Below are 12,411 nucleotides of genomic sequence, written 5' to 3'. Positions count from 1 at the left end.
CCTTTTCAACGCCCCGTCGCCAGACCCCGCCGCCGATGAGCAGCCCCACCCCCAACTCCCCTAACGGCATCGATCTCAGCCGCGCCCGCCTGGGGATCCTGGGGGGCAGCGGTCTCTACGCCATGGAGGGCCTCGAAGACATTCAAGAGCTCACGATTGAAACGCCCTACGGAGCCCCCTCCGATGCCCTGCGGCTCGGCCGTATCGGCGATCTGGAGGTGGTGTTCCTGGCCCGTCACGGCCGCCACCACAGCCACACCCCCACCGAGGTGCCCTACCAGGCCAACCTCTGGGCCCTGCGCTCCCTCGGCGTGCGCTGGATCCTGTCCCTCTCGGCGGTGGGCTCCCTGCAGGAGCAGGTTCGGCCCCTCGACATGCTGGTGCCGGATCAATTCATCGATCGCACCCAGCAGCGGCCGCTGACGCTGTTTGGCGAGGGGCTGGTGGCCCATGTGGCGTTTGCCGAGCCCTTCTGCCCGGCGCTCAGCCGCCTGCTGGCCGATGTGGCCGAAAGCCTGATGCCCGAGGGCCGCAAGCTGCACCGCGGCGGCACCTACCTCTGCATGGAGGGGCCGGCCTTCTCCACCCGGGCCGAATCGGAGCTCTACCGCTCCTGGGACTGCGAAGTGATCGGCATGACCAATCACACCGAAGCGCGCCTGGCCCGGGAAGCCGAGATCGCCTACGCCACCCTGGCGATGGTGACCGACTACGACTGCTGGCACCAGGAACACGCCTCGGTGACGGTTGAAATGGTGATAGCCAACCTGCAGGCCAACGCCAGCCTGGCCCAGCAGATCGTGCGGCTAGCTGCCCAGCGGGTGGAGGCCCAGCGACCCAGCAGCAGCGCCCACCAGGCCCTGCGCCATGCCCTGATGACGCCCAAGGAGCACGTGCCTGCCGCCACACGCCGCAAGCTCGACCTATTTACGGCTCCCTACTGGGGGCCATTCAGCTGAGCGCCGCAGGCCGCCAGGGCCTGGCGCAGGCTGGGGCCATGGCTGGCCAGGTGGGCTGAGGCTGAGGCCGCGTCCAGGCCAGTGGCCGCGATCAACAAGGCCAGCTTCACGGAGCCGCCGCTCTGCTGCAGCAGTTCCCGGCCGCGCTGCCGCTCCAGCCCAGCCAGATCGCGCAGGATGCGCAGGGCCCGATCCTCCAGCTTGCTGTTGGTGACGGCCACATCCACCATGCGGTTGCCGTGCACCTTGCCCAGGCGCACCATCACGCCGGTGGAGAGCAAATTAAGGGCCATCTTGGTGGCGGTGCCGGCCTTGAGCCGGGTGGAGCCCGCCAGCAGTTCAGGGCCCGTCAGCAAGCGAATGTCGATGGAGCAGGGCATCGGCACCTGCTCGGCTGGCACGCAGGCCATGGCGATTGCCAGGGCTCCGATCGCCTGGGCGTGCTCCAGGGCCCCGAGCACGTAGGGAGTGGTGCCGCCAGCAGCGATACCCACCAAGCAATCGGCCGGGCCAAAGCCGCGCTCCTCCAGGTCGCTGCGGCCAGCAGCTGCCAGATCCTCCAGGCCTTCGGAGCTGCGCAGCAGGGCTGGGGCGCCGCCAGCGAGCACCCCCTGCACCAGCTCGGGCGCCGTGCAGAAAGTGGGCGGACACTCAGCGGCATCGAGCACACCAAGCCGGCCGGAGGTGCCAGCACCTAGGTAAAAAAGTCGCCCGCCGGCCTGCAAACGGGCAGCGATGGCATCAACGGCGGCAGCCAGGGCCGGGGCCGCCGCTTCCAGGGCCCGCTGGGGCTCCCGTTCGTTGGCACAAAAAAGGCCCACCAGCTCGTCGGTGGGCAGCTGGTCGAGCCGCTCGCTGAGGGGATTGGCCTGCTCGGTGAGCAGGTGGCCGCGATCAGTGCCGCTCACAGGAGGGATGCTCACAGAAGGCCCTCCAGTTGACGGCGGAAGGCTTCGAGGCTGGGGTCAGGGGCGCTCTCGCCCGCCTGGTCCTGCTGCTGCTCCTGCTGCTCCCGTTGCTCCTGCCAGTTGGTTACATCCATGTTGCGCTCAGGCGGCGCAATCAGCAGCCGGTCTTCAGCGCTCTGGGGCAGGAAGCCCGCCGGCACAAAGCGAGCCTCATAGCCCGCCTCGCCGCAGAAAAGCTCCATCTCCTCGCGGTCGAGCGGCTCCACGGTGGGCACGGGGAAGTCCTGGGCTTCGAGCAGGCCGGCGTAGCGCTCCGCATCGTCGCTGTCTTCAAACAGCAGCACCACCGTGCGGCCATTTAGCTCCAACGAATGGATGCCTTCCTGATCGGTTCCAGCATCAAACAGCAGCACATGCACCGGCATGGATCGCGGCATGGGGCAATGGACCTCCAGTGTGTCACCGGTGCTGCTCGTCGGGATCGTCGGCGAGCTCCTGCAGCCGCTTGTAGAGGGCTGCCTCCGCCTCACCCAGCTGCTCCGGAACCAGGATGCGCACCTCCACCAGCTGGTCGCCGCGCTGCTCAGCCCACTCCTGGCCCCGCCCCCGCAGGCGCAGCAGGCGGCCGCTGGAGGAGCCGGCCGGCACACGCAGCTTCACCGGACCGCGCAGGGTGGGCACCACCACATGGCAGCCCAGGGCCGCCTCCGCTGGGGTCAGCTCGAGGGGGTAGAGCACCCGCAGGCCGTCGATGCGCAGGCCTTCCTCGGTGCGCACCCGCAACTGCAAAAAGTGATCACCGCCGCCGGGGGTCACCCCCGCCAGCCGCAGTCGCCAGCCATCGCCGGCAAAAGGAGGGGTCCACACCTCCACCGCCGTGCCATCAGCAAGCTCCAGCTCCAGCCGCTCCCCCTGCAACGCCTGCTCCGGCGTGAGCTCCACCAGGCTCTCCTGGTCGCTGGAAGCCCGCACCGGTGGTGGTGGCGGCGGGGCGGCGGTTACCGATCCAGAGGCCTGACGGCGATTTTCCGCAGGAGGCTCGGGCTCAGGCTCGGGTTCCTGCCACTCGGGTTCGGCGGCCCGGCGGGGACGGCGGCGCTCACCGAAAAGCACCTCGAGATATGCCTCAAAGTCGGGGAAACCGGAAGCAAAGGGATCCTGGGACTCCCGGCCCGGGCCGTCAGCGGGCATACCGGCCTCCCAGGCCTGGCGGCGGCGCGGATCTGAGAGCACCGCATAGGCCTCGTTGACCAGCTTGAAGCGCTCCTCCGCCAGCGGGTCGTTGCCGTTGAGATCGGGGTGCCAGCGGCGGGCCTGGGCCCGGAAAGCCCGCTTGAGGTTGCTGGCATCGGCGCCAGGCTCTAGGCCCAGCACCGACCAGTAGTCGGCAGGGGCGGCGGGGCTAGAGGTCACCGGTAGGAACTATCCCCCCAGGGATCTGAATCGCTGCGGGGCCGGCGCTCGCGGGCTGCCGGTTCAGGTTCGCGATAGGGCTCCCTGTAGGGCTCTCTATAGGGATCCCGGTCGTAGCGACTGGGGGGAGCAGCCCAGGGATCGCTGCCAGGGCGGTTCCAGTCATCCCAATCGTCATCGGCAAACAACTCATCTTTGAGCGAGCCCAGGGTGTTCTTGAGCCCCTGCAGCGGCCCCTGCTCTGCCTTGCGTTCACTCTGCAAGCGACGGTTGAGGCCAAACAGAGCTTCCTGCAGCTGGCTCACGGCCAGCTCCAGCTCCACCAGGTCGTCGGCAGCCAGCAGATCCTGCACATCGCGCAGGGCCATCTCCACGGAGCGCTGCTGGCGCTCGGCGCCGTAGGGGCCCAGTTCAAGGGATGCGTCGCGCAAGCGGCGCTCCGCCTGGGCCACCAGGGTTTGGGCCCGGTTGCGGCGATCAATCTCGGCTCGCTTGCGCCGATCCTCGCTGGCCTTGAGATCGGCCTCCTCAATCAACTTGGTGATCTCCTCCTCGCTGAGGTTGGAGCCCCCCTGGATGCTGACGCTCTGCTGGCGCCCGGTGGTGCGGTCAGTAGCCGACACCTGCAGCAGGCCGTTGGCATCGATGTCGAAGGACACCTGCACCTGGGGCACACCCCGAGGCGCCGGCGGAATGCCAGAGAGACGGAAACGCCCCAGGCTCTTGTTATCAACAGCCATCTGCCGCTCCCCCTGCAGCACGTGGATCTCCACCGAGCTTTGATTGGCCTCGGAAGTGCTGAACAGGTCGCTTTTGCGCACAGGGATCGAGGTGTTGCGAGGAATCAGCACCTTCATCACGCCGCCAATGGTTTCCAGGCCAAGCGAAAGGGGCGTGACGTCGTTGAGCATCAGATCGCGCAGCTCACCGGTGAGGATCCCCGCCTGCACCGCAGCACCGATCGCCACCACCTCATCGGGGTTCACCGACTGGCAAGGCTCCAGCGGGATGAGGGTGCGCACCATTTGCTGCACCATCGGCATGCGGGTGCAGCCACCCACCAGCACGACGTCGTCGATGTCTTCGGCCGCGAAGGCCGAATCCCGCAGGGCGCGTTGCACCGGCCGCAGCAAGCGATCCAGCAGATCGGGGCAGAGGCCCTCAAACACCCGCCGCTCCAGGGTGGTTTCGATATGCAGCGGCCCGTCGGGGCCGGTGGCAATAAAAGGCAAGGAAATCGGCGTGCTCTGAACGCCACTTAGCTCGATCTTGGCTTTCTCCGCTGCTTCGGTGAGCCGCTGCAGGGCCTGGCGGTCGCGGCGTAGATCAATGCTGTGCTCCGCCAGGAAGGCATCGGCCAGCCAATCGACGATGCGCCGGTCCCAGTCGTTGCCGCCCAGCTGGGTGTCGCCGCTGGTGGCCTTCACATCGAACACCCCTTGGGCGATGCGCAGCACCGAGACATCAAAGGTGCCACCGCCCAGGTCAAACACCAGCACCCGCTTGACGGTGCTGCGATCAAAGCCGTAGGCGAGGGCTGCCGAGGTGGGCTCATTGAGGATCCGCTCAACGCTGATCCCAGCCAGGCGGCCGGCATCGCGGGTGGCCTGGCGCTGGGCGTCGTTGAAGTAGGCCGGCACGGTGATCACCGCCGCTTCCACGGGCTCGCCGAGGTAGGTGGCGGCGTCATCACAGAGCTTGCGCAGCACGCTGGCAACCAGCTCTTCAGGGGCGTATTCCCGTTCAGTGGCTGGGCACACCACCCGCACGTTGCCCTGGTCGTTGGCCCGCACGCTGTAGGGCACCGACAGGCTGTCTTCCTCAAGCTCGTCCCACTGACGGCCAACGAAACGCTTGAGGTTGGCGAAAGTATTGCGGGGGTTGAGCACAAGCTGACGCCGGGCCAGCTGGCCGACGAGCAACTCCTGGTCGCGGCTGAAGCCCACCACCGAGGGGGTGGTGCGGCCGCCTTCAGCGCTGGCGATCACCTGGGGACGGCCGCCCTCCAGTACCGCCACCACTGAGTTTGTGGTGCCAAGGTCGATGCCAACTATCCGGGACATGGCACCCCTTTACTTAGATGCATGCGCCTAGAACCCCGTCGACCCATGAAAACGGCGGCTCAGCCCCGCGCTGTTGGTCCCCAAACTAACGGTCTCCCAGACGTTAATCACTGCTTAAACGGGGGTGAGGGGAGCCCTTCGTAGATTTCGTTTGGATCGGCCGCTTAGCGCTGACCGATGCAAAACCATCCCTACCCATGCTGACGGACTCCAGCCAAGCGGGCTCAGGCCCAACGAATCCAAATCGCAATCTAGATGCTGACGCCTTCACCCTGCGTCGCCGCCCACCCTCAGAAAAGTTGCTCGACCTGGGCTTTCGCCAGCTAACCCTGGCGCTCGCCTCAGTTGTCGCGATCGTTCTGCTTGGCATTTTCATCACGGTGTTTCAGGGTGCGCGGGAGGCGATGGCCAGTTTTGGCCTCAGCTTCCTAACCATCTCCAGCTGGGATCCCGTCAACGAGCAATACGGGGCATTCACCGCCATCTACGGCACAATGGTGACCTCGATCCTGTCTCTGGCCATCGCAATCCCTCTGGGTGTGGGCACGGCGATCTTCATCACCGAAGACCTGATCCCCAGCTCCGTGCGGGAGGGGATTGGCCTGATGGTGGAACTGCTTGCCGCCATTCCATCGGTGGTGCTCGGACTTTGGGCAATCTTTGTGATGGGGCCGGCCATCCGTCCTGTCCTCAATTGGCTGCACGAACTGTTTGGCTGGAGCCCTCTGTTTGACACCGCTCCCCAGGGCCCTGGCATGGCCCCGGCCATCCTGATCCTGGTGGTGATGGTGCTACCAATCATCACAGCCATCTCACGAGATGCCCTGAATCAAGTGCCTATTGAACTGCGGCAGGGAGCCTACGGGGTAGGAACTACCCGCTGGGGAGCCATATTCAGCGTGATATTGCCGGCAGCTATTTCTTCCATAACTGGCGGCGTGATGCTTGCCCTAGGCAGGGCCATGGGGGAAACCATGGCGGTCACGATGATTATTGGCAACTCCTTCAACTTCAGCTTTTCACTGCTGGCGCCTGGTAACACGATCGCCTCGATGCTCGCCAATCAGTTCGGAGAAGCCGATGGCATCCAGGTGTCGGCCCTTATGTATGCCGCCCTCATCCTGATGGTGCTCACATTCGCGGTGAATGTGGCGGCCCAGTGGATCGTCCGTCGCCTCAGCCTGCGTTACTGATCACCACCATGGCCAATCCTTCTCCGATCACTTACGACAACACCGCCCTTTTTGACCGGCGGCCATTGCGCTACGACCCCTGGCTGACGCGCAACTTACGCAATCTGCTGTTCACCGGCATTGCCTCGATATTTGCTGCTATTGCGGTTTTACCGCTAATTTTAGTTTTGTTCTACGTTTTGATGCAAGGCGGCCGCCTGATCAGCGTGGGCTTGTTCACCCAACTGCCACCCGACATCGGAATGGAGGGTGGAGGTATTGGTAACGCCATCATCGGCACCTTACTTGTAACCCTGATCGCGTCACTGATTGCCATCCCCGTGGGAGTGGGGGGCGGCATTTTCCTCAGCGAATACTCCACCGGCGGCTGGTTTGCCAATTTCGTTGCTTTCGGCAATGACGTTTTGGCTGGTGTGCCTTCAATCATCGCCGGTGTATTCGTCTACGGCATTGTTGTAACCACCCGTGTATTTTTCGGTCAGAGTTACAGCGCCATGGCTGGCGGTATCGCCCTGGCCGTGTTGATGCTGCCGACTGTGATTAAAACCACCTATGAGGGGCTCAAACTGGTGCCCCAGGAGCTGCGCTGGGGTGCCTACGGCGTAGGCGCATCCAAATTTGTAACCGTGATGCGGATCACCCTGCCATCGGCCTTCACTCCGATCGCCACTGGTGTGGTGCTGGCAATCGCCCGAGCCGCCGGTGAAACGGCTCCGTTGATCTTCACGGCTCTCTTCTCCTCATTCTGGCCTGATGGGGTGTTTGATCCGATCGCCACCATGTCGGTGTTGATCTTCAATTTCGCGATCATGCCCTATGAAGCCCAAAACGAACTCGCCTGGGCTGCCTCCTTTGTGCTGGTGATGATGATCCTGGCCGCCAACCTGCTGGCGCGCTGGATAGCCCGGATGACCAAAGTCTGAAGACCGAACCTCCAGCCACTCCGTTTCCCCCATTCCCTCCAGATCAATGACCAGCAGCTCCAACTCCAGCCAGTCCACCGATTCCTCCACGGGGGATGCCTGCATGTCCCTGCAGAACGTCACCATCTCCTACGGCAAGTTTGAGGCGGTGAAAAATGTGTTCATGGATATTCCCCGCGGCCGGGTGACCGCCTTTATCGGACCTTCAGGCTGCGGTAAGTCGACCGTATTGCGCGGCCTCAATCGGATGAACGATCTGATTCCAGGCTGCAAGCTCAAGGGCAGGGTTGTTTTTGACGGCCACGATCTCTACGACCCCAAGGTGGATCCAGTGGAGGTGCGCAGGCGCATTGGCATGGTGTTCCAGAAGCCCAATCCCTTCCCAAAATCGATCTACGAGAACATCGCCTTCGGCGCCCGGATCAACGGCTTCAAGGGTGATATGGATGAGCTGGTGGAGCGCTCCCTGCGCAAGGCTGCAGTCTGGGACGAATGCAAGGACAAGCTTAAGGAGAGCGGATTTGCCCTCTCGGGCGGCCAGCAGCAGCGCCTCTGCATCGCCCGAGCCATCGCCACCGAACCCGAGGTGATCTTGATGGACGAGCCTTGCTCAGCGCTTGACCCGATCTCCACGTTGAAGATCGAAGAAACAATGCATGAGCTGAAGCGCAGCTACACGATCATCATCGTGACCCACAACATGCAGCAAGCCGTGCGTGTGGCTGATCAAACGGCCTTCTTCAATGCCGAAGCAGTGGAAGGTGGCACTGGCAAGGTGGGCTATTTGGTGGAGTTCAACGACACCGAGCGGATCTTCAATGCCCCCGGCCAGCAGGCCACTCAGGACTACGTGAGCGGCCGATTCGGCTGATATACAACGATAAGGATTTAAATTAAAATTTTATATCAAAATCAGCAACTTGCTAACTCAGCAACTTGGCTAAGTATGGATTGATTCATTCAATCCCTGAAGGCCATGAAAAAGCCGGCCGCAAGGCCGGCTTTATAACGGAGAGGGAGGGATTCGAACCCTCGATAGAGTTGCCCCTATACAGCATTTCCAGTGCTGCGCCTTCGACCACTCGGCCACCTCTCCAGGGGCAAAATGGGGCAACCAGATGGCAATGTAGCAGCATGACTCGCACCCATCCGATCACGGTTCACTGGCTCCAAACCGGCCAGGTGATTCGCCATGAGGTTCCCGAAGGGGAATACATCCTGCGCAGCTTTGAGCAGCAGGGTGATCCACTGCCTTTTAGTTGCCGCAACGGCTGCTGCACCGCCTGCGCCGTGCGCGTGATCAGCGGCGAAATCGATCAGCGCGAGGCCCTGGGGCTGTCGCGGGAGCTGCGCGGGCGTGGCTACGGACTTCTCTGCGTGGCCCGGGCCACCGGCCCCTTGGAGGTGGTGACCCAGGAGGAGGACGAGGTCTACGAACTGCAGTTTGGGCGGCACTTTGGCCGCGGGAAGGTGCGCAGCGCCCTACCCCTGGAGGAGGAATGAAAGCAGCCAGCACCGCGGCCTACGAGCAATCGGGCCTGAGCAGCGGCGAGCTCGAACACCTATCGGCGGTGGCGCGCCGAGCGGCGGAGGTCGGTGGCGAGCAACTGCGCCAGCACTTTGGCCGCCTGCAGCAGGTGCGTGAGAAGGGGCGCTCCGGCGATCTGGTCACCGAGGCAGACCATGCCGCTGAAGCAGCGGTGCTGGCGCTGCTCGAGGCCGAAACACCGCAGATTGGCGTTCTGGCCGAAGAGAGCGGACGCCGCCCCAGGCCCGGCGAGCTGGAGTGGTGCGTCGATCCCCTAGATGGCACCACCAACTACGCCCACAGCTACCCGCTGTTTGGCACCTCGGTGGGCCTGTGCTGGCGCGGCCAGCCCATGCTCGGCGCCCTAGCCGCACCAGGCCTGGAGCAGCTCTACTGGGCCGCACCTGGCCTGGGCTCCTGGTGCAATGGCAGCAGGTTGGCCGTTAGCGCCTGCCCCAGCCTTGAGCAGGCCCTGCTGGTGACCGGCTTTGCCTACGACCGCCGCAGCCGACTCGACAACAACTACGCCGAATTTGCCTGGTTTACCCACCGCAGCCAGGGCGTGCGCCGCGGCGGCTCAGTGGCCCTGGACCTGGCCTTCGTGGCCGCCGGCAAGCTCGATGGCATTTGGGAGCGGGGCCTATCGCCCTGGGATCTGGCCGCCGGAGCGGTGCTTGTGGAGCAAGCCGGCGGCGTGGTGAGCGCCTACGACGGCTCGGCATTTGCGATCGACTCGGGGCGGATCCTGGCCTGTGGAGCGAACCTGCAACCAGCCCTGATCGAGGGCCTGGCTTCCTGCCGCCCCCTGGCCGGCGCCAGCTATGGCGCCCCCGAACTCGACTCCCCCTGATTCGATCCATAGGATCAGCCCACCCCATCCCACCTTCAACGCCGCAATGGCCCTGCAACCTGCCGCTGGCGTTCGGGATCTCAACCCCCGTGAAGTTGAGGGCAACCGGCGCATCGCCGATCAGCTCGCAGCTGTGTATCGGCTCTGGGGCTACCAGGAGGTGGCGCCGCCCAGCTTTGAGCGGCTCGACACCCTGGAAGCCGGCGGTGGCATCGACGGCCGCGAGCTGGTGCGGCTGGCAAGTGATGAGCCCCTGGGGCTGCGTCCGGAACTGACCGCCTCGATCGCCCGCGCCGCCAGCACCCGCCTGGCCGAGCGGCCCCGCCCCCTGCGGCTCTGGGCCATGGGCAGCACCTTCCGCAGCTCCACGGCTGAAGGCGGCTCCCAGCGGCTGCATGAACAGTTGCAGAGCGGCGTGGAGCTGCTCGGGGCCCAAACCGCCGCCGCCGATGTGGAGCTGATGCGGCTGCTGCTTGCCGCCGCCGGAGCCCTTGGACTGCAGGCCCATCACCAACCCCGGCTGCTGGTGGGGCACCACGGGGTGCTCAGCGCCCTGCTGCGCCAGCTACCCGAGCAGCAGCAGGGCGCTGCCCGCGCCGCCCTAACCAACTTCGACCCGCTGGCTCTGGCCCAACTGGCCTTGCCGGATTCTGATCGGCAGCGCCTGGGCAACCTGATGCGGCTGCGCGGCGAGCCAGCCAAGGTGCTTTATCAACTGGAGCAATGGCTGGGCCCCATCCCCCTGCTAAAGGAGATGGGCGAGACCCTGGCTGCGGTGGCCCCGGCCGCAGAGCGCCTGGGGGTGCAATTGCAACTCGACCCCAGCTTCCAGCCCCACTTCGCCCTCTACGACGGCCTGGTGCTGAAGCTGGTCTGCCAGGGCCAGGAGGTGCCGGTGGAGATTGCCAGCGGCGGTCGTTACGACGCCCTGGTGGGTCGCTTTTGCCCAGAGCCAAGCGAAGCTGCGGGAGTGGGCTTTGGCTTCGATGTGGGAGCGGTGCGGGAGCTGGTGGCACCTGCCATAGGGAGCCCTTCGCCGGTGCTGGTGGCCTATGGCAACCCCCAACACCTGGCCGCAGCCCTCGATCAGCTGGAGGCCCTGCACCAGATGGGCACCTGCGCTGAACTGCTCAGCGGGGCCTGCGCCAACCAGGCGGAAGCGGAAGCCCTCGGCCAGGACCGCGGCTGCGGCCGTACCCTCTGGATCGCTCCTTAAAATTCTGAGATGGCTCACACGATCGTCACCAACGTCTGCGAGGGCGTAGCCGATTGCGTTGATGCCTGCCCCGTGGCTTGCATCAACCCCGGCCAAGGTGCCAACAGCAAGGGCACAAACTTTTATTGGATCGACTTCGACACCTGCATCGATTGCGGCATCTGCCTGCAGGTGTGTCCCGTGCAGGGGGCCATCCTTCCCGAAGAAAAGCCCGAGCTGCAGCAGGCAGGCTGAGCGGCGTAGCAGGCAGGTTGTGAGCGGCGCTACTTAGCTTAGCCAAGACTTAGCCAAGACACCGCTTAGGCAAACCACCGCCTAGCCAAGCAACCACTTAGCCAAGCAACCACTTAAGCAAACCACCACTTAACCAAACCAAGACTTAGCCAAGTCAAAGTTCGGAGACCCCTCCCTCAGAGCCATTGAGCCGGAAGGCCCAAGCTCCGTAAGGTTTGGCCCAACGACCTAACGCTTGCCATGACGGTGCTGGAACAGGGCCAGATTCAGATCCACACCGAAAACATCTTTCCGATCATCAAAAAGGCCGTCTACAGCGGCCATGAGGTGTTTCTGCGGGAGCTGGTGAGCAATGGCGTGGATGCCATCAGCAAGCGGCGCATGGCGGCGATGGCTGGCGACTGCAGCGAAGGGCCTGAAGCCAAGATTTCGATCCGCATCGACCGCGAGGCCAACACCCTCACCATCTCCGACAACGGCATCGGCATGAATGTCGATGAGGTGAAGCGCTACATCAACCAGGTTGCCTTTTCCAGCGCCGAAGACTTCCTCGAGAAATACAAGCAAGAAAACGACGCGATCATCGGCCACTTCGGCCTGGGCTTCTATTCCAGCTTCATGGTGGCTAAGCAGGTGGAGCTGGTGACCCTCTCGGCCAGTGCTGGCGCGGAGGCGGTGCGCTGGAGCTGTGATGGCTCCCCCAACTTCAGCCTGGAGGTGGCCGAGCGCAGCGAGCCCGGCACCGACGTGATCCTGCACCTGATGGAGGAGGAGCTCGAATACATCGAGCCGGCCCGTATCCGCACCTTAATAACCACCTACTGCGACTTCCTGCCGGTGGAAGTGCAGCTGGAAGGCGAAACCGTCAATAAGCGCGAGGCCCCTTGGCGCAAGAGCCCCAGGGACCTTACCGACAACGACTACATCGAGCTCTACCGCTACCTCTATCCCTTCCAGGGCGATCCCCTGCTGTGGGTGCACCTCAACACCGACTATCCCTACAACCTGCAGGGCATCCTGTTTTTCCCCAAATCCACTGGCCGGGCCGATTGGGAGAAGGGCGAGATCAAGCTCTACTGCAACAACGTGTTTGTGAGCGACTCGATCAAGGAGGTGGTGCCCCG

At 64.1% G+C, this 12,411-nt stretch carries 13 protein-coding genes and 1 tRNA gene; 9 read left to right on the top strand and 5 right to left on the bottom strand.

The window, feature by feature from the left end; genetic code table 11:
* Window positions 1-35 precede the first annotated feature (35 nt).
* Window positions 36-959 (top strand): S-methyl-5'-thioadenosine phosphorylase, encoded by a 924-nt coding sequence (mtnP, locus tag KBY85_RS14255; protein WP_254962125.1) that lies wholly within the window; start codon window positions 36-38, stop codon window positions 957-959.
* Here mtnP and murQ read toward each other — a convergent pair.
* Genes murQ through dnaK form a run of 4 tightly spaced genes read right to left on the bottom strand, consistent with a single transcriptional unit; the run spans window position 938 to window position 5,343 of the window.
* The gene (murQ, locus tag KBY85_RS14250; protein ID WP_254962123.1) at window positions 938-1,882 is read right to left on the bottom strand and encodes an N-acetylmuramic acid 6-phosphate etherase; all 945 of its coding nucleotides are present in this window, start codon (window positions 1,880-1,882) and stop codon (window positions 938-940) included. The two genes, mtnP and murQ, sit on opposite strands and share 22 nt — an antisense overlap.
* Window positions 1,879-2,292, bottom strand: a complete 414-nt coding sequence (locus KBY85_RS14245; protein ID WP_254962124.1) for a DUF3110 domain-containing protein — start codon at window positions 2,290-2,292, stop codon at window positions 1,879-1,881. Before KBY85_RS14245 ends, murQ begins: the two co-directional genes overlap by 4 nt.
* 34 nt (window positions 2,293-2,326) lie before the next feature.
* A complete protein-coding gene (locus tag KBY85_RS14240) occupies window positions 2,327-3,280 on the bottom strand; it encodes a DnaJ domain-containing protein (protein WP_254962122.1) in 954 nt (317 codons plus the stop codon).
* Complete coding sequence (gene dnaK / locus KBY85_RS14235) at window positions 3,277-5,343, bottom strand: molecular chaperone DnaK (protein WP_254962121.1); 2,067 nt, start codon at window positions 5,341-5,343, stop codon at window positions 3,277-3,279. The genes KBY85_RS14240 and dnaK overlap by 4 nt, the downstream gene beginning before the upstream one ends.
* Before the next feature lie 197 nt (window positions 5,344-5,540).
* On the opposite strand from dnaK, the gene pstC reads away from it, so the two are divergent.
* The 3 genes from pstC to pstB are packed head-to-tail and all read left to right on the top strand — an operon-like array spanning window position 5,541 to window position 8,330.
* Window positions 5,541-6,536, top strand: coding sequence for a phosphate ABC transporter permease subunit PstC (pstC, locus tag KBY85_RS14230; RefSeq protein ID WP_254962120.1), 996 nt, complete (start codon window positions 5,541-5,543; stop codon window positions 6,534-6,536).
* A gap of 8 nt (window positions 6,537-6,544) precedes the next feature.
* The gene (pstA, locus tag KBY85_RS14225) at window positions 6,545-7,459 is read left to right on the top strand and encodes a phosphate ABC transporter permease PstA (RefSeq protein ID WP_254962119.1); all 915 of its coding nucleotides are present in this window, start codon (window positions 6,545-6,547) and stop codon (window positions 7,457-7,459) included.
* A gap of 46 nt (window positions 7,460-7,505) precedes the next feature.
* Window positions 7,506-8,330, top strand: coding sequence for a phosphate ABC transporter ATP-binding protein PstB (pstB, locus tag KBY85_RS14220; RefSeq protein ID WP_254962118.1), 825 nt, complete (start codon window positions 7,506-7,508; stop codon window positions 8,328-8,330).
* 138 nt (window positions 8,331-8,468) lie between these two features.
* On the opposite strand, the gene KBY85_RS14215 is transcribed toward pstB, so the two are convergent.
* Window positions 8,469-8,555: transfer RNA gene (locus KBY85_RS14215), tRNA-Ser, on the bottom strand.
* A 38-nt stretch (window positions 8,556-8,593) separates the two neighbouring features.
* Here KBY85_RS14215 and KBY85_RS14210 point away from each other — a divergent pair.
* The 5 genes from KBY85_RS14210 to htpG form a co-directional block, all read left to right on the top strand.
* On the top strand, window positions 8,594-8,962 hold the full coding sequence (locus tag KBY85_RS14210) for a 2Fe-2S iron-sulfur cluster-binding protein (protein WP_254941498.1): 369 nt from the start codon (window positions 8,594-8,596) through the stop codon (window positions 8,960-8,962).
* A complete protein-coding gene (locus KBY85_RS14205; RefSeq protein WP_254962115.1) occupies window positions 8,959-9,837 on the top strand; it encodes an inositol monophosphatase family protein in 879 nt (292 codons plus the stop codon). Before KBY85_RS14210 ends, KBY85_RS14205 begins: the two co-directional genes overlap by 4 nt.
* Window positions 9,838-9,883: 46 nt before the next feature.
* Window positions 9,884-11,053 carry an ATP phosphoribosyltransferase regulatory subunit gene (locus tag KBY85_RS14200; protein WP_254962113.1) on the top strand — a complete coding sequence of 390 codons (1,170 nt, stop codon included), beginning with the start codon at window positions 9,884-9,886 and terminating at the stop codon, window positions 11,051-11,053.
* A 9-nt stretch (window positions 11,054-11,062) separates the two neighbouring features.
* Window positions 11,063-11,287 carry a ferredoxin family protein gene (locus tag KBY85_RS14195; RefSeq protein WP_106501642.1) on the top strand — a complete coding sequence of 75 codons (225 nt, stop codon included), beginning with the start codon at window positions 11,063-11,065 and terminating at the stop codon, window positions 11,285-11,287.
* A gap of 240 nt (window positions 11,288-11,527) precedes the next feature.
* On the top strand, window positions 11,528-12,411 hold an 884-nt coding region (gene htpG, locus KBY85_RS14190; RefSeq protein ID WP_254962112.1), incomplete at its 3' end, for a molecular chaperone HtpG.

Source organism: Cyanobium sp. BA5m-10 (assembly GCF_024346255.1).
Taxonomy (GTDB): domain Bacteria; phylum Cyanobacteriota; class Cyanobacteriia; order PCC-6307; family Cyanobiaceae; genus Cyanobium_A; species Cyanobium_A usitatum.
The sequence above is the reverse complement of the archived record's forward strand: the minus strand, read 5'-3'. Positions and strand labels throughout refer to the sequence as shown.

Coding starts and splice junctions, on each gene's coding strand:
- mtnP (WP_254962125.1), top strand. CDS start 36: ATGAGCAGCCCCACCCCCAACTCCCCTAACGGCATCGATCTCAGCCGC.
- KBY85_RS14245 (WP_254962124.1), bottom strand. CDS start 2,292: ATGCCGGTGCATGTGCTGCTGTTTGATGCTGGAACCGATCAGGAAGGC.
- dnaK (WP_254962121.1), bottom strand. CDS start 5,343: ATGTCCCGGATAGTTGGCATCGACCTTGGCACCACAAACTCAGTGGTG.
- pstC (WP_254962120.1), top strand. CDS start 5,541: ATGCTGACGGACTCCAGCCAAGCGGGCTCAGGCCCAACGAATCCAAAT.
- pstA (WP_254962119.1), top strand. CDS start 6,545: ATGGCCAATCCTTCTCCGATCACTTACGACAACACCGCCCTTTTTGAC.
- pstB (WP_254962118.1), top strand. CDS start 7,506: ATGACCAGCAGCTCCAACTCCAGCCAGTCCACCGATTCCTCCACGGGG.
- KBY85_RS14210 (WP_254941498.1), top strand. CDS start 8,594: ATGACTCGCACCCATCCGATCACGGTTCACTGGCTCCAAACCGGCCAG.
- KBY85_RS14205 (WP_254962115.1), top strand. CDS start 8,959: ATGAAAGCAGCCAGCACCGCGGCCTACGAGCAATCGGGCCTGAGCAGC.
- KBY85_RS14200 (WP_254962113.1), top strand. CDS start 9,884: ATGGCCCTGCAACCTGCCGCTGGCGTTCGGGATCTCAACCCCCGTGAA.
- KBY85_RS14195 (WP_106501642.1), top strand. CDS start 11,063: ATGGCTCACACGATCGTCACCAACGTCTGCGAGGGCGTAGCCGATTGC.